Origin of the sequence: Mycobacterium simiae (assembly GCF_010727605.1) — a bacterium.
Lineage (GTDB): Bacteria > Actinomycetota > Actinomycetes > Mycobacteriales > Mycobacteriaceae > Mycobacterium > Mycobacterium simiae.
Window position 1 is genome coordinate 3,883,932 of sequence record NZ_AP022568.1, and the last position, 20,030, is coordinate 3,903,961.

The 20,030-nt window shown below is 65.9% G+C and carries 18 protein-coding genes and 1 tRNA gene; 6 read left to right on the forward strand and 13 right to left on the reverse strand.

Going from position 1 to position 20,030, the window contains the following annotated elements:
* Positions 1–43 precede the first annotated feature (43 nt).
* From G6N33_RS18240 to G6N33_RS18290, 11 genes are all read right to left on the reverse strand, one after another.
* The gene (locus tag G6N33_RS18240; protein ID WP_044507750.1) at positions 44–2,623 is read right to left on the reverse strand and encodes a sensor histidine kinase; all 2,580 of its coding nucleotides are present in this window, start codon (positions 2,621–2,623) and stop codon (positions 44–46) included.
* Positions 2,624–2,634: 11 nt separating this feature from the next.
* Positions 2,635–3,570 carry a potassium-transporting ATPase subunit C gene (locus G6N33_RS18245; protein WP_044507749.1) on the reverse strand — a complete coding sequence of 312 codons (936 nt, stop codon included), beginning with the start codon at positions 3,568–3,570 and terminating at the stop codon, positions 2,635–2,637.
* The gene (gene kdpB / locus G6N33_RS18250; RefSeq protein ID WP_044507748.1) at positions 3,571–5,730 is read right to left on the reverse strand and encodes a potassium-transporting ATPase subunit KdpB; all 2,160 of its coding nucleotides are present in this window, start codon (positions 5,728–5,730) and stop codon (positions 3,571–3,573) included.
* 1 nt (position 5,731) lies between these two features.
* The gene (gene kdpA / locus G6N33_RS18255; protein ID WP_044507747.1) at positions 5,732–7,402 is read right to left on the reverse strand and encodes a potassium-transporting ATPase subunit KdpA; all 1,671 of its coding nucleotides are present in this window, start codon (positions 7,400–7,402) and stop codon (positions 5,732–5,734) included.
* Entirely contained in the window at positions 7,402–7,491 is a 90-nt protein-coding gene (locus G6N33_RS27530) for a K+-transporting ATPase subunit F (RefSeq protein ID WP_101528525.1), read from the reverse strand. The genes kdpA and G6N33_RS27530 overlap by 1 nt, the downstream gene beginning before the upstream one ends.
* Before the next feature lie 291 nt (positions 7,492–7,782).
* Entirely contained in the window at positions 7,783–9,291 is a 1,509-nt protein-coding gene (locus tag G6N33_RS18265; protein ID WP_044507746.1) for a sensor histidine kinase, read from the reverse strand.
* Positions 9,288–10,070 carry a response regulator transcription factor gene (locus G6N33_RS18270; RefSeq protein ID WP_044507742.1) on the reverse strand — a complete coding sequence of 261 codons (783 nt, stop codon included), beginning with the start codon at positions 10,068–10,070 and terminating at the stop codon, positions 9,288–9,290. The genes G6N33_RS18265 and G6N33_RS18270 overlap by 4 nt, the downstream gene beginning before the upstream one ends.
* A gap of 227 nt (positions 10,071–10,297) precedes the next feature.
* Positions 10,298–10,582: a WXG100 family type VII secretion target gene (locus G6N33_RS18275; protein WP_044507741.1), complete on the reverse strand. Its 285-nt coding sequence runs from the start codon at positions 10,580–10,582 to the stop codon at positions 10,298–10,300.
* A 45-nt stretch (positions 10,583–10,627) separates the two neighbouring features.
* Positions 10,628–10,924 carry a WXG100 family type VII secretion target gene (locus tag G6N33_RS18280; protein ID WP_025735564.1) on the reverse strand — a complete coding sequence of 99 codons (297 nt, stop codon included), beginning with the start codon at positions 10,922–10,924 and terminating at the stop codon, positions 10,628–10,630.
* 147 nt (positions 10,925–11,071) lie between these two features.
* Positions 11,072–12,223, reverse strand: a complete 1,152-nt coding sequence (locus tag G6N33_RS18285) for a PPE family protein, SVP subgroup (protein ID WP_101528529.1) — start codon at positions 12,221–12,223, stop codon at positions 11,072–11,074.
* 84 nt (positions 12,224–12,307) lie between these two features.
* Positions 12,308–13,228, reverse strand: coding sequence for a PPE family protein, SVP subgroup (locus G6N33_RS18290; RefSeq protein ID WP_101528526.1), 921 nt, complete (start codon positions 13,226–13,228; stop codon positions 12,308–12,310).
* Between the two features lie 361 nt (positions 13,229–13,589).
* Here G6N33_RS18290 and G6N33_RS18295 point away from each other — a divergent pair.
* Positions 13,590–13,663: transfer RNA gene (locus G6N33_RS18295), tRNA-Leu, on the forward strand.
* Between the two features lie 94 nt (positions 13,664–13,757).
* Here G6N33_RS18295 and G6N33_RS18300 read toward each other — a convergent pair.
* Positions 13,758–14,099: a DUF732 domain-containing protein gene (locus G6N33_RS18300; protein ID WP_049918992.1), complete on the reverse strand. Its 342-nt coding sequence runs from the start codon at positions 14,097–14,099 to the stop codon at positions 13,758–13,760.
* Positions 14,100–14,195: 96 nt separating this feature from the next.
* Positions 14,196–15,416, reverse strand: coding sequence for a class I SAM-dependent methyltransferase (locus G6N33_RS18305; RefSeq protein WP_044507738.1), 1,221 nt, complete (start codon positions 15,414–15,416; stop codon positions 14,196–14,198).
* Between the two features lie 105 nt (positions 15,417–15,521).
* On the opposite strand from G6N33_RS18305, the gene G6N33_RS18310 reads away from it, so the two are divergent.
* The 5 genes from G6N33_RS18310 to G6N33_RS18330 all read left to right on the forward strand — a co-directional run bounded on the left by G6N33_RS18310 (position 15,522) and on the right by G6N33_RS18330 (position 19,928).
* Positions 15,522–16,316, forward strand: coding sequence for a hypothetical protein (locus tag G6N33_RS18310; RefSeq protein WP_044507737.1), 795 nt, complete (start codon positions 15,522–15,524; stop codon positions 16,314–16,316).
* A gap of 280 nt (positions 16,317–16,596) precedes the next feature.
* Positions 16,597–17,352 (forward strand): dienelactone hydrolase family protein, encoded by a 756-nt coding sequence (locus tag G6N33_RS18315; RefSeq protein WP_044512249.1) that lies wholly within the window; start codon positions 16,597–16,599, stop codon positions 17,350–17,352.
* A 12-nt stretch (positions 17,353–17,364) separates the two neighbouring features.
* On the forward strand, positions 17,365–17,643 hold the full coding sequence (locus G6N33_RS18320) for a DUF6295 family protein (RefSeq protein WP_044507736.1): 279 nt from the start codon (positions 17,365–17,367) through the stop codon (positions 17,641–17,643).
* A gap of 3 nt (positions 17,644–17,646) precedes the next feature.
* Positions 17,647–18,417, forward strand: a complete 771-nt coding sequence (locus G6N33_RS18325) for a DUF427 domain-containing protein (protein WP_044507734.1) — start codon at positions 17,647–17,649, stop codon at positions 18,415–18,417.
* A gap of 401 nt (positions 18,418–18,818) precedes the next feature.
* Positions 18,819–19,928, forward strand: coding sequence for a YncE family protein (locus G6N33_RS18330; RefSeq protein ID WP_044507733.1), 1,110 nt, complete (start codon positions 18,819–18,821; stop codon positions 19,926–19,928).
* The last annotated feature ends 102 nt before the right edge of the window (positions 19,929–20,030 follow it).

Consider the following 20,030-nt stretch of genomic DNA (forward strand, 5'->3'; position numbering starts at 1 on the left):
CCGCCAGGAGGAAGTGTCCCCACTGCATCGTCGCCGGCCCGTGTCATCGATCACCAATCCGTTGCGAAGGTGCGGCCAAGTCTACGACGACGGTGAGGCCACCTCCGGGTGTATCGCCGGCCTGAATGCTGCCCCCCATCGCCTCGACGAACCCGCGTGCAACCGACATGCCCAACCCCACACCGGTGGTGTTGTCGTGATCGCCAAGCCGCTGAAACGGCTCGAACAGCTGATCCTCGCCGCCGTGCGGGATGCCCGGGCCCTCGTCGATGATGTTGATCAACACCCGGTCCCCCACCTGGCCCGCATTGACCCGCACCACGCAGTTGGGCGCATAGCGCAAAGCGTTGTCGATCAGGTTAGCCAGAACCCGTTCCAGCAGCCCGGCGTCGGCCATCGCCACCGCGTCGCCCACGTCGACCTTGACCCGGTCGATCGCAGACCGGTAGAAGCCGGTGGCGCCCTTGCCGACGCTGACCAGCGCGCGTTGCACCGTCTCTTCCAGATACACCCGCCGCAGATCCGGGCGCACCACTCCGGCGGCCAACCGCGACGAGTCGAGCAGGTTTCCGACCAGCGCGGTCAGCTGGTCGATCGATTCCTCGATGGTGGCCAGCAATTCCGCGGTGTCGGTGGGGGAGAACGCGACGTCTTCGGCCCGCAGACTGGACACCGCCACCTTGGCGGCCGCCAGCGGCGTGCGCAGGTCGTGGCTGACCGCCGAGAGCAGCGAGCGCCGCAGTTCGTCGGCTCGCACGATGGCCTCGGTCCGGCTGGCCTCCTCGATCAGCTCGCGCTGCCGAATCAGGCCGGCGGCCTGCTTGGCCACCGCGCTGAGCACCCTGCGCTCGCGGGCGGACAGCTTGCGGCCCGCCATCAGCATCCAGAACTCGTCGTCGCCTACCTCGATCGCGGTGTCGGCGGAATCGACTGAGACACAAGGATCCTTGCCCACACAGGCCACGATGTAAGGTTTTTTACCGGCAGCGCGGTCTTCGTCACCGGGCTCGCGCAGCATGCTGACCGCCCGCTGCGAGTATGTCTCGCGCACTCGTTCGAGCAGCGTTTCGAGGTCCGCTCCGCGCAGCACCGATCCCGCGAACAGCGTCAGCAGTTCCGCCTCCTGGGCGGCCAGCCGCGCCTCGCGGGCACGTTTGGCCGCGAAGTCGACCAGCACGGCGACCGCCACCGCGATCAGCAACAGCACCAATTGGGTGATGGCACTGCTGGGTTCGGCGATGGTGAAGCTGTGTCGCGGGGCGATCAGGTAGTAGTTGAGCAGCAGCCCCGACAGCATCGCCGAAAGAACCGCGGGCGCAACACCTCCCAGCAGGCCCACCGCGAGAACGCCGACGAAGAACAGTGCGCTCTCGCCACCGTTGTCCAAATAGGGGTCCAGTAGGGTCACCGTGATCGCGCAGATGGCCGACGGGACGATGCAGGCTGCCAGCCAGGAGGCGATGCGGCGATCGCGGGGTGCCAGTGATGCCACGCGAAAGCCGCGCCGCGACTCTTCGTGGGTGACGATGTGCACGTCGATCTTGCCGGAACGCTGCACGATGGTCGGGCCGATGCCCTCCTCGAAGACCCGCGACCACCGGGACCGCCGTGAGCTGCCGATCACCAACTGTGTGGCGTTGATCTCGCGGGCGAAATCCAGCAGGGCCGTGGGAACGTCGTCGCCGACGACGGTGTGCAGCGACGCATCCAAACTGTTGGCCAACTCGCGGATTTTGCTCATCCGGGCTTCGGACAGCCCGGCCAGGCCGTCACCGCGGATCACGTGCACGACCATCAGTTCGGCGCTCGACTTCGACGCGATGCGAGAGGCTCGCCGCACCAGCGTCTCGGATTCCGGGCCTCCGGTCACCGCGACTGCGACGCGTTCGCGGGCCTCCCACATGTCGGTGATCTTGTTCTCGGCGCGGTATTTCGCCAGCGCGGTGTCCACCTGGTCGGCCAACCACAACAGCGCCAATTCCCGTAGCGCGGTGAGGTTTCCGCGCCGAAAGTAGTTCGACAGTGCGGCGTCAATCCGTTCTGGGGCATAGACGTTTCCGTGAGATAGTCTGCGCCGCAGTGCTTCCGGAGTGATGTCTATCAGCTCGACCTGTGAGGCCTGCCGCACAATGGAATCCGGCATCGTCTCCTTCTGTTCGATCCCGGTGATCTGAGCGACGACGTCGTTGAGGCTTTCTAGGTGCTGAATGTTGACCGTGGATATCACGGTGATTCCGGCGTCGAGCAGCTCCTCGACGTCCTGCCATCGTTTCCGGTTCTTGCTGCCCGGTGTGTTGGTGTGGGCGAGTTCGTCGACCAGCACCACTTGCGGATGCCGCTGCAGCACCGCCGGCACGTCGAGTTCGGGAAAGCTGCTGCCGCGGTAGGGGATGTAGCGCGGCGGAATGATCTCGATGCCTTCCAGCATCTCCGCGGTCTTGCGCCTGCCGTGGGTTTCGACGACGGCAGCCACCAAATCGGTGCCGCGTTCCAAGCGCCGGTGGGCTTCACCCAGCATCGCGAACGTCTTGCCGACGCCCGGAGCCGCACCCAAGTAGATGCGCAGCTCCCCGCGCTTGGGGTGGGAGTCCCCGCGGCTGACGTCGCTCACGTCAACCATCATCCCCCCGGGTACTAACTCGTGGTGGGGAACCGGTGGTCGAGTTCGGCGTTGAGCTGCAGGACATTGACCGTCGGCTCACCGAAGAATCCCAGGGCGCGGCCGTCGCGGTACCGGGCCAGGACCGCGCGAATCTGATCCGGGCTGACGTGCCGGGCCTTGGCGACCCGCGACACCTGCAACTCGGCGTAAGCCGGCGAGATGTGCGGATCCAGGCCGCTGCCGCTGGCGGTGACGGCGTCGGCGGGCACCTGTGGGCTGTCCGGGGCGGCACCGCGAATCGGCACGACCTGACCGTTCGAATAGTCTTCACCAAACTTCGCGCACTCCACCCGAACACCTTCGTAGAAGTCCAGGAATGGCTGCTTGGTCGTCGCGCACGGCTCATTGACACTGATCACCCGCGTCGGACGGATGACGTAACCGCGGGCATCACGCGGCCCGATCACCGATAGCACCGCCCCCACACCCCCGCCGGTGCAGAACGGTCGCGCTCCAGCCCCTTCGCCCATACCCTCGGTCGTCGCGATCGACACACTGCGTGAGCAGATCTGCGTCAGCAGGCTGGGCTTGAACCCGGCATCCGACGCCGTCTTGCCGGCCGCCAGCTGTGCCGGATCGCCTGGGGTGTCGACCACGCTTTCGGGCCCGAGGTTGCTGCCGCCGCTGGCCGTGGGGTCGTACCCGTTGCTGCCTGCCGCCGAGGGCCGGCTTTGGAAGTACTGCGGCAGCGGGCTGCCGGACGAGTCGGTGAACGACTGGCCGATCAGCGTGCTGCCGACCGTCTTACCGGCCACCGACAGCAGCGACCCTTCGGCTTTCCCGTGCAGGCCAGGAATCAAGGCGACCAGCCAAATCAGCAGCGGGTAGCCGAAACCCAGAATCACGGTGAAGATGAGCAGCGCGCGCAGCGCGGCCCAGTGTTGGCGCAGCGTGTTGGTGATATTCATCTAGGCCATCCCAGGGAGGAGTTGAACCAGCAAGTCGATGAGCTTGATACCGACGAACGGTGCGACGATGCCGCCCAATCCGTAGATATAGAGGTTGCGGCTGAGCAGTTTCGATGCGCGGCTCGGGGTGTACCGAACACCGCGCAGCGCCAACGGAATCAGTGCGACGATGACGATCGCGTTGAAGATGACCGCGGACAGGATCGCCGATTGCGGGCTGTGCAACCGCATAACGTTGATCAGATCCAGGCCCGGGAAGATCGTCACGAACATCGCCGGGATGATCGCAAAGTATTTGGCGATGTCGTTGGCGATCGAGAACGTGGTCAACGCGCCCCGGGTGATCAGCAATTGCTTACCGATCTCGACGATCTCGATGAGCTTGGTGGGGTCGGAATCCAGGTCCACCATGTTGCCGGCCTCTTTGGCCGCCGATGTCCCGGTGTTCATCGCGACGCCGACGTCGGCCTGAGCCAAAGCCGGAGCGTCGTTGGTGCCGTCGCCGGTCATTGCCACCAGGCGCCCGCCCTGCTGCTCCTTCTTGATCAGCATCATCTTGTCTTCGGGGGTGGCCTCGGCCAGGAAGTCGTCCACGCCGGCCTCGTCGGCGATCGCCTTGGCGGTCAACGGGTTGTCCCCGGTGATCATCACCGTGCGGATACCCATCAGACGCATCGCGTCGAAGCGTTCCCGCATACCCTGCTTCACCACGTCCTTGAGATGGATGACGCCGAGCACTCGAGCAGCTGCGGTTGCTCCGCCATCGACCTGGCCGACGACCAGCGGGGTGCCCCCGGCCGCGGAGATGCCGTCGACGATCTCGCCGAGCTCGGCCGGGACGCTGCCGCCGTGGCCGCGGATCCAGTCCGACACGGAGTTGGCCGCACCCTTACGTAACTGCCGGCCATCGACATCCACGCCCGACATTCGGGTGGTCGCACTGAATTCCACCCAGGTGGCGTGGGAGAGCTCGCCCGGCGTGCGCGCGCGCAGCCCAAAGGCCTGCTTGGCGTACACCACGATGGAACGCCCTTCGGGGGTCTCGTCGGCGAGGCTGGACAGTTGTGCGGCGTCGGCCAGGTCCGCGTGGGTCACTCCGTGTACCGGAATGAATTCCGACGCTTGGCGATTCCCGAGTGTGATGGTTCCGGTTTTGTCCAACAGCAGGGTGTTGACGTCACCGGCCGCTTCGACCGCCCGGCCCGACATGGCCAGCACGTTGCGTTGCACGAGACGGTCCATGCCGGCGATACCGATCGCCGACAGCAGCGCGCCGATGGTGGTCGGAATCAGGCACACCAGCAGCGACACCAGCACGATGCCGCTGATGCCGTCCGAGCTCAGCGCCGAGGTGTCGGGGACGCCGGGGTTGTTCACCTTTGAGTAGATCGCCAGGGGCTGCAGCGTGGCGACCGCGAAGACGAAGATGATGGTCAGCGCCGCCAACAGGATGTTCAGTGCGATCTCGTTGGGCGTCTTCTGCCGGTTGGCACCCTCGACCAGCGCGATCATCCGGTCCACGAAGCTCTCACCGGGCTTCTGGGTGATCTTGACGACGATGCGGTCGGAGAGGACGGTGGTGCCGCCCGTCACCGCGGAGCGGTCGCCGCCGGATTCGCGAATCACCGGTGCCGACTCGCCGGTGATGGCCGATTCATCCACCGACGCAATGCCTTCCACCACATCGCCGTCGCCGGGAATGACCTCACCCGCGGTGACGACCACGAAGTCGCCCTGTTGCAGCAACGGTGCCGCGATCTCTTCGACCGCGGTTGGGTCCGCGGCGCCGGGTCGCCAGGCGGTGAGGCGGTGTGCGACGGTGTCGGCTTTGGACTTGCGCAGGGTGTCGGCCTGCGCCTTGCCGCGGCCCTCGGCGACTGCCTCGGCAAGGTTGGCGAAAAGCACTGTCAACCATAGCCAGAACACGGTGAGCCAGCTGAACCAGCTGCCGTCGCCGAGGGCAAGCACCGTCGACCAGACGGCGCCGATCTCGACGATGAACATCACCGGGTTGCGCCACAACGTGCGCGGATCGAGCTTGCGCACCGCGTCCGGCAACGACTTCAGCAGCAGTGCCGGGTCCAGCAGGCCGCCCTGAAGCTTTTCGCCGGGCGCGTGCGCGGATGGCCGGTGAGTGCGGGAATCCGTTACGGTGGTCACTTCAGTGAATCCCTTCGGCGAGCGGCCCGAGCGCCAGCGCGGGCAGGAAGGTGAGGGCAACCAGAATGACCGTCACGCCCACCACCAGGCCGACGAACTGCGGCCTGTGGGTGGGTAGCGTGCCGCTCGATTCGGGCGTCATGCCCTGGCGCGCAAGCGAACCGGCCAGCGCGAGAACGAGGATCATCGGCAGGAATCGACCGAAGACCATCGCCAGACCCAACGCGGTGTTCCACCACACCGTGTTGGCCGACAGTCCCGCAAAGGCGGAACCGTTGTTGTTGGCCGCCGACGTGAAGGCGTACAGCACCTCGGACAGGCCGTGCGGTCCGGTGTTGGCCATGCCGGCGCGCTCGCCGGGTAACGCCATGGCAGTGGCGGTGCCGAGCAGCACGATCAGCGGGGTGATCAGGAAATACCCTGAGGCCAGCTTCATTTCGTGCGGGTTAATCTTTTTGCCGAGGTATTCCGGGGTTCGGCCGACCATCAAACCGGCGACGAACACCGTGATGACCGCGAGGATCAAGATGCCGTACAGGCCCGAGCCGACTCCGCCGGGTGCGACCTCACCGAGTTGCATGTTGAACATCGTCATCATGCCGCCCAGGCTGGTGTAGGAGTCGTGGGTGGAATCGACGGCGCCGGTTGAGGTTAGCGTGGTGGCGTCGGCGAAGATAGCCGAATCGGCCACGCCGAAGCGCTGTTCGACGCCCTCGTAGGAGGCACCCGCCGCGGTCGGTACCGTGCCGTGATGCTGCAGCTGAAACAGCATCATGAAGCTGACGCTGAGAACGGCCAGGACGCTGACGACCGCGGCGATCGCGTAGCCCTGCCTCTTGCTGTTGACCATCCGACCGAAGGTGCGCGGCATGGAGAAGCTGATGACCAAGAGCAGGAAGATCTCGACCCAGTTCGTCCAGGCGGTCGCGTTTTCGAAGGGGTGGGCGGAGTTTGCGTTGTAGAACCCACCGCCGTTGGTGCCCAGCAGTTTGATTGCCTCTTGGCTGGCGACCGGCCCGCCGGGGAGGGTTTGCGGGGCGCCGGCCAACGTGGTGACAACCTGGTCGTTGAGGTGGAAGTTCTGGATGACACCGCCCGTCACAAGGACAAGCGCGCCGAGCACGGACATCGGCAACAGGATGCGCAGGGTGCCACGGGTCAGGTCGGCCCAGAAGTTGCCCAGCTCGTTGGTGCGGTGCCGGGCGAAACCGCGGACGAGCGCGACGGCGACGGCCATACCGACGGCGGCGGATACGAAGTTCTGTACCGCCAAACCGGCCATCTGCACCAGGTGGCCCATCGTCGATTCGCCGGAATAGGACTGCCAGTTGGTATTGGTGACGAAGCTGATCGCGGTGTTCCATGCCAGCGCCGGTGTCATCTGCGTCGCCGGGCCGTGCAGGTGCAGCGGCAGTTTGTCCTGCACGAGTTGCAGGACAAAAAGGAAGACGACGCTCACCGCCGAAAAGGCCAGTGCGCTACGGGCATACGTTTTCCAGGTCTGCTCGGCGTCAGGGTCGGCACCGATCAGTCGATAGATGAATTTCTCTGCGCGAGAATGTTTTTGGGCGCTGTAGACGCGATACATGTAGTCGCCCAGCGGCACATGGACGACGGCCAGGGCAATGACCAACAGCGCCAGGAAAACCACTCCGGCCGCGGTGGCGCTCACTAGAAGCGCTCCGGGTACATCAGCGCGGCGCCCAGTAACAGGGCGATCAGCACGGACAGGATGAGTCCCACGGTGTTGGCGATGCTCATGAGCCCAGCCTCAGCGTCAGGCCGAGTGCGACGAACACCGCCGCAGTCAGGACGAGGTAAATCACCACGGACATGTTTGTCTTTCGTTCGATGACTGAGTGATGCCAGACAGTTCTCGGGCAACAGTGACCTGACCTCGGTGGGCAGGCCACGACCGAGGTTAAGCTCGCCAGCTACCCACGACGCTGGCCTTTAACGTTTTCTTTACGGCTGCTAGGCCGCTTTTGCGGTCTTTCTTACCCTTTATTGACCCTCCCGCGCCGCGGCAGATGTCGCGGATGCGCGGGTCCGTCAGTCGGGAGTCGGGCCGTCGGTCATGGGAAGACGTACCCGGAACACCGTTCGACCCTCCGCGGATTCGGCATCAACGGAGCCATGATGAGCCTTGACGATCGAACTGACAATGGCAAGACCCAACCCAATGCCGGAGCTGTCCGACCGGGGGGCGTCCCCGCGGACGAATCGCTCGAACAGCCGCGGCAGCAAGTCCGGGTCGATGCCGGGCCCGTCGTCGGCGACGGTGAGCTCGGCGTACGGCGCGGCGGGATCCTCCCGGTGACAGACGATGTCGGTGGTTACCGTGACCCCCGGCGGGGTGTGCAGCTGGGCGTTGTTGAGCAGGTTGCTGAGCAGCTGGTGTAGCCGGGCGCGGTCACCGCGCACCCAAACCGGTTCGTCCGGAAGGTTTTTGAGCCAACGATGGGTAGGCGACGCGACGGCGATGTCGTTCACCGCGTTCATGGCGAGGTCGGCCAGGTCGACATCTTCGTTCTGCAGGTCCTCACCCTCGCCAAGCCGGGAGAGCAGCAGCAGCTCTTCGACAAGCAGGGCCATGCGGCGCGCTTCGGATTCGATGCGGGCCAACGCGTACTCGGTCGTCGGCGGCAACGCCGAACTGTCCTGGCGGGTCAATTCGGCGTAGCCCTGGATCGCCGCCAGCGGGGTGCGCAGCTCGTGGCTGGCGTCGGTGAGGAACTGCCGCATCCGCATGTCGGAATCGACCCGGTGCGCCAGCGCGCTATCGACGTTGTCCAGCAATCGGTTCAGCGTGTGCCCGACGATCCCGACTTCGTTGTCCGGGTCGGTGTCTTCCTCCCGGACCCGGACGCTGATCCGGTGATCGTCCCCGGTGAGCGGCATCGCGGCGACTTCCGCGGCGGTCGCGGCAACCCGGCGTAGGGGGCGAAGGGTGTAGCCGACGAGCCACGCGGTCAGTCCCGCGGTGACCAACAGGGCGGCCGCGACCAGCACCGTGGTGGTGATGTATTTGCGGGTGATGATCTGTTCGGCGAGCTGCACCGACATCCCGACGATCAGCAGGTCTGATCCTTCGACCCGGCTGTCGACGCGGTAGGCACCCAGGCTGCCCAACCGGATGGTGCGGGGCGGCGCGTCGGCCCAGGACTGCGCTTCGATCGCACTGACGACGTCCGGTGGTGCGGGCTTGGGTTGGTCTTCGGAGAACACCGCAGTCCCGATGACGACGCCGTTATGCACGATCGCGATCAGATTTCCCGGTGTCTGCCCGGTGAACTCGAGCATCGCCTGCGGCACCGGCGGGACACGGCGGTGCGCCGAGGTGTGCTCCCCGTTCAGGTATCGGGTGTACGAGTTGCTCAGCGCATCAAGGGATTCGGCGACATCCGCGTCGCTGATCGCGGTGACGTAGCCGCGTAGGCTGAGCACGGAGACGATGCCGACGGTCACCAAGACCACGGTGACGACTGTCAGCACCCCGAGCAGCAACTGGCGGCGCAGCGACCGGGGGAACCACGAAGGGGTATTACGCTGGCCGGTCATTCCGGCGGCCGCAGCATGTATCCAACGCCGCGAACGGTGTGGATCATCGGCTCACGCCCGGAGTCAATTTTCTTCCTCAGATACGAAATGTACAGATCGACGATGCTGGTGCGCCCGGCGAAATCATAGTTCCAAACTCGGTCGAGAATTTCGGTGCGGCTCAGCGCGCGGCGCGGATTGCGCATCAAGAAGCGCAACAGTTCGAACTCGGTGGACGACAGCGCGATGGCGGTTCCGTCGCGGATGACCTCGCGGCTGGCGGTGTCGAGCCGAAGATCGCCGACCTTTAGGGCTTCCGAGGCCGGCGGCGAGAGCTGGCTGGACCGGCGCAGCAACCCGCGCAGTCGCGCGACGAGTTCCTCCAGGCTGAACGGCTTGGTCATGTAGTCGTCGGCGCCCGCGGTGAGGCCGGTGACCCGGTCCATGACCGAATCGCGCGCGGTGAGAAACAACGTGGGGGTGTAGACGTCTGATTCACGTATCCGCTGCAGAATCCGCAGACCGTCCATGTCGGGGAGCATGATGTCGAGGACCAGCACGTCGGGGGCGGCCCGCTCGAATTTCGCCAGGGCTTCGCGACCGTTGTGGGCGATCTCCACCACCCAACCCTCGTAGTGCAAGGCCATCTTCACCAGATTGGTCAGCGCCGGTTCGTCGTCCACCAGCAAAACGCGGATGGGGGATCCGTCGGCACGGTAGATCCTGGGTAACTGCCCAAGAATGGCTTGACGCGGTCGTTGCGAACCCGCGCTACCCGCGTACCCCGGCGTTGCTGTCATGTCTTTTCATTCTCGCAAAGCGCTTATGCGCCTGTCACGGACTTCATATGTTCCTCAAATCTTCGGAATGCCGGGGTAGGCGGGCCCTGGCACGGGAGGCCGGGGGCCATGGTGGCAACGGCCACCCGAGTTCGCCTCTCGGCAAACCCGATTAGGCATTCGGCGACGCACCAAAAGACCGGGGCCGCACACCGTGTGGTGTGCGGCCCCGGTTGACGCGAGGGGTGTCAGGCCCAGCTGGACCCGACGGCGCTGTCGGTGCTGGCCATGTTGTTGCCCGCGGTCTGCACCTTCTGCCCGTGGGAGTTGGCCTGCTCGTAGATCACCTGGAAGTTCCGGCCCAACTGGGTGATGAACTCCTGGCAAGCCACCGAACCGGCGCCGCCCCAGAAGTCGCCGGCAGCCAGCACATCGCGAACGATGGCCTGGTGCTCGGCCTCCAACGAGGCGGCCTGCGCGCGGATCAGCGCGCCGTGCGCGTCGACATCGCCAAACTGGTAATTGATCGACATTGGTAGTCCTCCTGAATGAAAAGTATTGGGTGGTTAGGGTTTTCGTTAGTGGCTGAGGGCTTGCTGCGAGGCCTGCTCTTGTGTCTCGTAGTTGTTCGCGTCGCGGATCAGCCCGTCGCGCACACCGTGGAGCATGTTGACGATGTTGTTGAACGCTTGGTTCATCTGACCCATCGTGTCGTACGAGGTGGCCTGAGCCTGACCGCTCCAACCCGCACCGGCGATGTTCATCGACGACGCCCACATCTTGCGAGCCTCATCCGACACCGTCTGCGCGTGCATTTCGAAGCGGCCCGCCATCGCCCGCATCGCGTGCGGGTCAGTCATGAAACGTGTTGCCATGTTGCCTTTCTCCTTTGTGTTTGTTGCTTCTGGTTGTGGATCAATGCATTTGGTCTCTGGGCGCGGTGGTGACCGCGCGGCGGATAGATTACGGCCCAGCGGTTACCTGCCGGCCTGCAACGAGTTACAGGCCGAGCCCTTGCGGCGTTACACCACGACCTGTTTGGGCATGACGATCGGCTTGAAGCCGTACCGCGGTCCGGACCCGTAGGCTCCGGCGCCCTTGGCGCCGGCCAGCATGCCCGGCATGCCGGGCGCACCGACGGCCGTCTCCTCGGCGGGGACGTTCCAGCCCGAGCCCTGCAGCGGCGAGGTGGCCGCCGCGAGTTCGGCCTGCGTCGCGGGGGCGGCGGCGGACCAGGTGGCCGGCACCGACAGCTTGCCGACCGTGGTGGCCTGCCCCAGGCTGCCCGCCGCGCCCGCGCCCAGCGGCATGCCGCCCAGGGGCGCGACCGACCGGACCACGGTGCCCTCGACGATGCCGGCCGCGCCGGCTTCGGGGACGACGTCGCTGACCGCGGCCGCCGGCACCGCGGCGCCGGCCAGCGTGTGGCCCAGCGACACCGCGGTGGGAATGGCCGTCATGACGAACCACGCCGCGGTGTTGACGGCGCCGTTGATGCCATTCAGGAAGGCTGGCGTGCCGAGCAGACCGTCGATCGAGGACAGGATGTTTGGGTTCGACGGGGGTGTCGAGCCCAGGAGGTCGGCGAGCGTCGAGCTGAACGAATCGGCCGCGCTGAACGGCTCGGCCAGCGCCTGCACCCCCGGGTCGGTGGTTGTGGTCAGCGGCGCCGCCGGCTGCAGGCTTGCGGCGGCCGCCTCCGAGGCGGCCTGGTAGGCGCTCATGGCGGTGGCGTCCTGGACCCACATTTCGGAATATTCGATGTCCAATTCCATGAGCTGCGGGAGGGTGAACGGGAGCCCCCCGAGTGCGGCCGCCCACTCCGCGCGGTTCGTGTACACCAGCGCCGGGTTCACCACCGCCGCGTGCGCCGCCTCAAAAGCGGCGGCCGACGCCGAGGCCGCGGCGCTCGCCTGCTCGAGCGCGGCCGCTGTCTCGGTCAGATAGGTCACGATCGGTGCGGCGGCGGCTGCCGCGGCTGCCGACCCACCACCAGTCCACTGCTCGGTGGTCAGCAACGAGATGATCGACTCCCACGAGGTCGCCGTGGTGCTTACCTCGGCGGCGAGGTTGGCGTAGGAGCCGGCCGCGGCCATGAGCGGCGCCGAGCCGGGGCCGCTGTACACGAGCGTCGAGGTGATCTCCGGGGGTAGTGCTGCAAACTCAAAAACCATTTCTGTTCCCGCTCCTTTTTCGAATTTGGCTGTGGTGTGGATGGCCGCGATCGCGGCTGTGCCCAAGAGGGGCCGTGCCGGCCCCTAGACGGCGGTCGACTTCGGCATGACGATCGGCTTGACGCCGTAGCGGGGCGCCCCGAAGCCGGTGGAGGCGCGTCCCGTGCCCGCGACCATGCCGGGCATGCCGGGCACCACGGAGCCGGTCTGCGGTGCGGCGCCGGTCCATCCCACGGTCTGCACCGGCGTGACGCTGGTGCCAACCACCGGGGTGACCTGGCCACCTGCCCAGGCCGGCGGCGCCGACAAATTGCCGACCAGCGTCCCCTGGCCCATCGCGGCCACCGGCATGCCGCCCATGCCGGCCATGCCCCCGACGCCGGCTTCCATGGGCGTCGTCTCGCTGGCAAGTGCCGCCGCTGCGGCGGCATCGCCGATGGTGTCGCTGCCCGCCGGGAGCAAACCACCACCGGCCATACCGAGCAAAGCGGAAGCGGCCGAGGCCCAGTTGCCGCCACCGATGTTGAGGATGTTGGCGCCGTTACTCGACAGGCCGAAGATTCCGCCGAGCATGGCCGGGTTGGTGTTGTTGCCGGTGCCGCCGAGGAGCCACTGCAGGATGTCGACGATCGTGGTGCCGGGGCCGGCCGCCTGAATTTGCGAGACCGGATCCGCCAGCAGACTCATCTGTTGCGAGCCCTCCGACAGCGTTGCCGCCGCGGCGTTGGTGGCCTCGGTGTCGCTGTAGCTGGTGGAGCTCACCCCCAGGTTGGTCGTGTAGGTCTCCAACTGGGTCTGCGCCTCGCCGGCGGTCGTTTGGTACGCGGTGCCGTAGGCCGAGAAGATCGCCGCCTGCTGGGCCGATACGGGGTCAAGGGCGGCCGGAGCGACAACCGTCGTTGCCGCCGCGGCGCCGGCGTTCTGCGCCGCCAAGTTAGCGTTGATCGCCTCCAGCTGACCCTGCGCGGCTAGCAACTCTTCAGTCACCGTTGTCAGAAATGACATCCACTGCTCCTCTGGTGTTCGGAAACATGTCGGCCCAAGTGACTTGAGTCGACCCTGCGGGTTGGCGTACGAGCCCCTGTACGTTTGCGTAAGGCTAATTTCCCCACTGACCAACTTCCCGACCGAAAGCGCCAGGGTGACGGCCGTTTACGGCCTCTTAACGAAAGTGCCGACAGTTTTAACGCGGTCCTGGCGGCTGACATAGACGTGTCATCTCCAGCAAACGTCCGAACAGTGCGAAGTCGCGTGGGGTGGCGGATCCTACGTCAAGCGGCGGCGTAGCGCACGTCGCGAATCTGCCCGAATTGGGGTGGGATGCGGTGCCCCGGGCCCGGGCCCGACACGCTAGATTCGCCGCCGGGCCCCCATAGCCCAATTGGCAGAGGCAGCGGACTTAAAATCCGCCCAGTGTCGGTTCGAGTCCGACTGGGGGCACGGCGCGGAAAGTGATCACTGACGGTGGTCCGTCGATGTGATCATTCGGTAACGAGGCAACCGGCGACCGATAGCAAATCGGCCCCGGGCCGGCTCACAGTTTGCTGCGATTTTCGGGGCAGTAGGCCGCGACCGCCGCGCCGACGATGCTGCCGGCGCCGTTGTTGCTCACTCCGAGCGCCTTCTTCACGTCGCCGACTGTCTGCTCCATCGTGTCGCCGCCGGCGAAGTCCGCGCAGACCGCATGCCCGACGTTGATCATCGTCTGGTCCTGACCCTGGGCCCAGCTCAGTCCCCGCTGTTGCAGGATGTGCAGGTAGTTGTCGTCGGATGGGTCGGCCTTGGCGACCGGGGTGCCGGCGTGGACGACGACGGCGCCAAGGAGGCCGGCCACCATGGCGGCGATCGACCCCGCCCGCAGTGCCGTGTTCTTCATGCGTCGACTCCTTGGTGTGTCGGCCTGCTCGGCAGGAATCCGAATCCTAACTTTGTCTGGACAGTATGTCTTGCCAGAGCATAGGCGGAGAACCCTTCAGGGCCCGCTCCCGCCGATGGCCATGGACAGGAAGTCCAGCCGCCACAGTTCTTGAAACAGCTTGCGCGCGAAGTCCTCCACGTCGCCGGTGTCGCTGCCGGCGCGGACGTTGGCCGCGATCTCCCGGATGCTGCGACGGCCGTCGACGAGTTGGGCGAAGGGTAGCTGAGCCGGGCTGAGCCGCAGTCGGGCTCCCGGTCCGAGCAGGTCGATGCCGGACAGCTGGCACGCCGTGCGTGACATCGGCACGTAGTCGAGGGCGGCGACCGTCGAGAAGTCGATGGTGTACTGCTGCTTCGGCCGGTCGGGGCGGCAGGCCATGAAGAAATGGGTGGCATTGAGTGGCTGCAGTCGCTCCATCACCGACCACAGTGCGGCATCCGGCAAGTGTGCCGTGTAAGACGCGAATCCGCTTGAGGGAGTGAGGATTTCGTGTGGATAGTAGGGGGTCTTGTGAAACCAACCCTGGAACGCGAGCCCGGCCGAGGCGACCAGCTGAAGGCACTGGGAAACCGTGTAACTGCGCTGGCGCCCGTGCAGGAAGGTGTCGACGAGCGCGCCGTCGGTTTGCAAATCGCGAGCCACCTTCAAATAACTGCGGACGGGATGATCCGCAGGCAGCATCGCGATGATGTTTTTGACCGCCTGCACTGACGCCTCGTCCTGCGAAAGCCCCAGGTCACGAAAGGTCGACTCAAGCAGTTCGACCCCGATCCGGCCGTACTTCGCATAGAGCATCGCCCCGATCGCACCGTCGCGGCGCACGCAACCCGCGAGTGCGCGCAGGCCGGTCAGCGGATCGGCCAGGTGATGCAGGACGCCGGTGGACACGATCAGGTCGAAGTCTCGCCCCAGCGCCGACACCTCCTCGATCGGGAGCAGGTGCAACTCCAGGTTCTGCAGGCCGTGCTTGTCCTTGAGATATCGCTGATGGTCCAGCGCCGCTTGGCTGACGTCGACGGCCACCACCTTGGCCGAGCGGTTCGTGAAGGCGAACACCGCCGCCTGGTTGGCGCCGCACCCCGCGATCAGGATGTCCAGATCCGGGCGGTAGTCCCGGTCCGGCCACAGCACCCGGTGCGCCCGGTACGGATCGAACCACTCCCAGTTGGTCTTCGAGTAGAGCTCGAGATCACTGATGGGAGGCGGGTATTGCCACCGATCGTATTGCCGGGAGACAACGTCGTTGCGTGGGTCGTCGCGTGGGTCGTCGTTCACTACAGAGGCAATGTAGTGGGTTTGCCCGACCGCCGCAGGATCGCAACACGGGCAATGCGGCGGGGCGTCCCGGGTAAAAATCGCCACTCAATACACTGGCCCATCGTGGGCATGCTGTTTGGGTTTGCGCCGTGGCTTATCTATTGGGTGCTGGTCGGCAATGTTCCGTTCAAGACGGCGGTGGTTGTCGCGTTTGCGATCGCCGTCGCCGCGGCCCTGATCGCGCGCCTGATCGGCAAATCGGGGGGCGCGCTGGAGATCGGGGCGGTAGCGACGTTCGCCGTGCTGACGATCCTGACCTTCACGCTCAGCGAATCGTTCATGCACCGGTGGATCCAGCCGCTCAGCGCGGCCGGCATCTTTCTCGTAGCGCTGGTCGGCCAGCTGGTGGGCAAGTCGTTCGTGCGGGAGATCGCCGCCGCGGAGCAGCCCCCGGATGTCGTCAACACCGAGCTGTTCCGGCGAATCACCGACGTCTTGTCCTGGATCTGGATTGCGGCGTTCGCCGGCATGACGGTGTCCTCGACCATCCCGCCAATTCTGGAATCTTTCGGCGGCCGGGAGGCTACCATCCTGGACACAAAGACGCCGCTGTTGTTCGTCTGCTACTGGGTCATCCCGTATTCGCTGCTGGGTCTGGCGGCGCTGGCTTCGAAGTGGGTGCCCGGCCGGATGCTCGCCGGCATCGACGATCTGGAACGAGAAACGTCGTTCGTCGCCTACGACGAAGCGACCATCGACGAGCTGTATTTCCTGGCCCAGGAACACGCGAACCGCGAAGTGGGTCCCGGCAAGGAGGCCTACAGCGTCAAGGTTGGCGGCAAGGGCACGCCGCTGACCGGTGACGAATCACGAAAATCCTGGCCGTCGACCTACAAGGTTCGCGACAAGAAGCGTTAGGCCGCGGACATCGCCGGCGGTGCGACAAACACCGTTGTCAGACCTGGTTCGCCGTCGCGTCGGCGTACCGGTGGTCTCAACAGTTGAGACGGCGGGACGGCGTTATCCCTCGCCGCGACGAGGATTCCAGTCGGCCGCCACGCTTTGCGCCGAGCCGCGGTCACGCCGGTGGGCACCACGGCCCGGGCCGTCCGCGCGCAGTTTTGACTACGTTGGTGCCGTCGGGGCCAAGCCCCGCACCAAGCCCCGCACCACGCCCCCACAAGCAAGGAGCATGCCGATGAACGCGGTCAGCCCAGATGCCATTCGCGCGGAGACGGTCACCATCACCGGTCACGGCGGCGACCAGATCGAGGCCTACCTCGCGCAGCCGCTCGCCGAAGGTTCACGCGGCGGCGTCGTCTTCATTCATCACATGCCCGGCTACGACCGCGAAACGAAGGAGTTCGTCCGGCGATTCGCCGTCAACGGTTTTTACGCGGTGGCGCCGAACTTGTACTTCCGCGAAGCCCCGGGTGCCGCACCCGACGACGCGGCCGCGGCGGCCCGCGCGGCGGGCGGGGTGCCGGACGAGCGGCTCGTCGGTGACGTCGCGGGCGCGATCGAGCACCTGCGGTCGCTGCCTGGCGCCAATGGCAAGTTCGGCGTCATCGGGCACTGCTCGGGCGGCCGGCACGCGTTCCTGGCGGCGTGCTCGCTGGAGCTGGATGCTGCGGTGGACTGTTACGGGGGCTACATCGTCGAAAACCCGCCGGAGGGCGTGCCGGCGGCCATCAAGCCGATTCTGCACCTGGCGCCGAAATTGAGCTGCCCGCTGCTGGGCCTGTTCGGGGTCGACGACAAGTTCCCCAACCCGTCCGCGGTTGCCACGCTGGACGCGGAGCTGACCAAGCTGGGTAAAGAGCACGAGTTTCATTCGTACGACGGCGCGGGCCACGCGTTCTTCTCGGTCGACCGCCCGGTGTATCGGGTGGAGGCCGCACTCGACGGTTGGGCCCGGATCGACGACTTCTTCGCCACCCATCTGAAAGGCTAGGTCTGCCAAGCCATGTGCACGCATCTGACCGCACACGTAGAGATCGACGGCAGCGGCAAGGGCCCGGCGGGCTGGTTCGGCGCGGACCGCGCAACGGTCTACGTCGACCATCCCGTCCATGCGCCCTATGCCCATACCGTCAACATCGACGTGATCAATCCGGAGCTGGGGCCCGGGGCGCGGGTAGCGCTCGAACTCACCGAGGAAAGCGCACTGGCGCTGGCTGACGCCATCCGCCAAGCGATTTCGCAATCTCCCGCCGGTATCACCTCGAAAAATCAGCTGGTCTGAGCCATGACGTCCGAGGCTGACTATCCGCAGCCGGCTGCGGCGCGGGGCAGGGTCGAGCCCGCGCCGCGCCGGGTGCGGGGCTTCCTCGGCGACGAGCTGGTCTTCGACACCACCGCGGCTCGCTACGTGTGGGAAATCCCTTACTACCCCGCGTATTACATCCCGCTGGCCGACGTGCGGCCCGAGTTTCTGCACGACGAAAACCACGCGCAGACAGTGCAATTCGGACCGTCGCGGTTGCACGCACTGGTCGGGTCGGGCCAGACGCACCCCTCGGCGGCGCGGGTGTTCGATGCCGATAGCGATAGCCCGGTGGCGGGCACCGTGCGTTTCGAATGGGGTGCGCTGCGCTGGTTCGAGGAGGACGAGCCGATCTACGTGCACCCGCGTAACCCCTATTCGCGGGTCGACGCGCTGCGCTCGCGTCGCCACGTCCGGGTGGAATGCGACGGTGTCGTGCTGGCCGATACCCGCTCACCGGTGTTGGTCTTCGAAACCGGTTTACCCACAAGGTATTACATCGACCCCACCGACGTCGTCTTCGAGCACTTGGAACCCAGCGATACCCAGACCCAATGCCCGTACAAGGGAGCAACGTCGGGCTACTGGTCGGTGCGGGTCGGCGACACGGTGCACACCGACCTCGCCTGGACCTATCACTACCCGCTGCCGGCGGTCAGCCAGATCGCGGGCCTGGTGGCCTTCTACAACGAAAAGCTCGACCTGACCGTCGATGGACAAACTCTCGCCCGGCCCACGACGCAGTTCAGCTAATCGGCTCAGCTAATCGGTGGGGCGCATCGGCTGGGCCAAATGTGACGTTTGCCTCTTTTAGCGCACATTTCTAATAAATTCTTATCCGACATCGTCGGTCTCGCAGCGCCAAAGATTAGCTGACAATGACGAAATAGCTTGTAAAGTGGGCTGACTGGGTTAGCTGGGTAGGTGGTGTGTATATACTTGGCAACTGGCACCTGAGCGGATACTGAGGCCGCGCGGTGATTTCGCCGACAGTGCCGAATTTCCTGCATTTTCACCGGAATTCGGCCGGTAAAATTTGTGCAGATCAGCGTATTTCGGGTGCTGAAACGCGGTTATCCCAGCCGACGGCGTCGCAATGCGCGTGCACCGGTATGACCGGCGATGACCCGAACGACAGCTAAGGCGGTGCGAACGTGAGCGAACCGAACGGCCGGCAGGCCGCCCGCGACAGGGGCACGACTGAGGGCATGACTAAAGACACGACACCGGTGGCGGTGGGAATCGCGGTCCACCACGGACCGATCAGCGGCATGGCGTTGCGCCCCGACGGCCGCCGGCTATTGGTGACCAACTATGCAGACGACAGCGTCTCGGTGGTCGATACCGACACCTTCCGCGTGGTCGACACGGTCGAGGGGGTGGCCGAGCCGTTCGCCATCGCGGTCGGCGGTGCCTCCAGCCGGGCATACGTCAGCGGGGTGGCAATGAGCTCCGCGGCCTACGACTCCATCCAGGTCATTGACACAGACACCGGCATGGTGGTTCAGACGCATCCGGTGACAATGAGCGTGAGCGACCTGGCCGCCGATGCCGCGGGACGGTACGTGTACGCCAGCCGCAATGGTGCGCGCGCCGCCGACGTGGCCGTGCTGGACACCGCAACCGGCCACGTCCGCACCATCGACGTCGCGGGCCGTACCCCGGGGACCACCACCGAGTGCGTGTGCGTCAGCCCCGACGGAAGCCGGGCCTACGTCGCAACCAACGGGCCCGCCGGCGGCCGGCTCGTGGTGATCGCCTCGACGCAGGCCGGCCCACGGGTGATCGACACGGTCGAGATCGGATTGCCGGTGCGCGATGTCGCGCTGAGCCCCAGTGGTGCCCTGGCTTACGTGGCCAGTTGCGCGCCCGCGGTGGGTGTCGTGATCGACGTCGTCGACACCCGGACCAACACAATCAGCTCCACCCGCAAGGTCGGCGAGACCGGCGGCTTTTTGACCCGGATGACGTTATCCGCCGACGGCGACCGCGCCTACCTGGTCAGCGACGACAACGTCGCCGTGCTGTGCACGCTGAGCTACGACATCCTCGCCACGCTGGGCGCCGGGACGCGACCGTCCTGCGCGGTGGAAAGCCCGGACGGTACTCGGCTCTACATCGCCGACTACTCCGGCGTTGTCACCGTCACGCCGGTGCCCGCCAAGGCCCCATTGGCGCTGGCCGGCGCCGCGTCCGACAGCGAGCCGTGGCGGGCCGCCTTGCTGGTGCCCGACCTGATATCACACCAGCCGGTGTTCGCCTGACGCCGTTTGTTGATACAACGCGCCTTGTCGGGGGAATCCGGTTCTCATGCGGTAGTGCGGCGATACCATTCGCCCCGACCGACCATGGGATGTGTAGCGCCG

What these genes read in the sequence shown, in the direction of transcription:
- G6N33_RS18240 (WP_044507750.1), bottom strand. Translation starts at nt 2,623, where the DNA reads ATGATGGTTGACGTGAGCGACGTCAGCCGCGGGGACTCCCACCCCAAG.
- G6N33_RS18245 (WP_044507749.1), bottom strand. Translation starts at nt 3,570, where the DNA reads ATGAATATCACCAACACGCTGCGCCAACACTGGGCCGCGCTGCGCGCG.
- G6N33_RS27530 (WP_101528525.1), bottom strand. Translation starts at nt 7,491, where the DNA reads ATGAGCATCGCCAACACCGTGGGACTCATCCTGTCCGTGCTGATCGCC.
- G6N33_RS18265 (WP_044507746.1), bottom strand. Translation starts at nt 9,291, where the DNA reads ATGACCGGCCAGCGTAATACCCCTTCGTGGTTCCCCCGGTCGCTGCGC.
- G6N33_RS18270 (WP_044507742.1), bottom strand. Translation starts at nt 10,070, where the DNA reads ATGACAGCAACGCCGGGGTACGCGGGTAGCGCGGGTTCGCAACGACCG.
- G6N33_RS18275 (WP_044507741.1), bottom strand. Translation starts at nt 10,582, where the DNA reads ATGTCGATCAATTACCAGTTTGGCGATGTCGACGCGCACGGCGCGCTG.
- G6N33_RS18280 (WP_025735564.1), bottom strand. Translation starts at nt 10,924, where the DNA reads ATGGCAACACGTTTCATGACTGACCCGCACGCGATGCGGGCGATGGCG.
- G6N33_RS18285 (WP_101528529.1), bottom strand. Translation starts at nt 12,223, where the DNA reads ATGGTTTTTGAGTTTGCAGCACTACCCCCGGAGATCACCTCGACGCTC.
- G6N33_RS18290 (WP_101528526.1), bottom strand. Translation starts at nt 13,228, where the DNA reads ATGTCATTTCTGACAACGGTGACTGAAGAGTTGCTAGCCGCGCAGGGT.
- G6N33_RS18300 (WP_049918992.1), bottom strand. Translation starts at nt 14,099, where the DNA reads ATGAAGAACACGGCACTGCGGGCGGGGTCGATCGCCGCCATGGTGGCC.
- G6N33_RS18315 (WP_044512249.1), top strand. Translation starts at nt 16,597, where the DNA reads ATGAACGCGGTCAGCCCAGATGCCATTCGCGCGGAGACGGTCACCATC.
- G6N33_RS18320 (WP_044507736.1), top strand. Translation starts at nt 17,365, where the DNA reads ATGTGCACGCATCTGACCGCACACGTAGAGATCGACGGCAGCGGCAAG.
- G6N33_RS18325 (WP_044507734.1), top strand. Translation starts at nt 17,647, where the DNA reads ATGACGTCCGAGGCTGACTATCCGCAGCCGGCTGCGGCGCGGGGCAGG.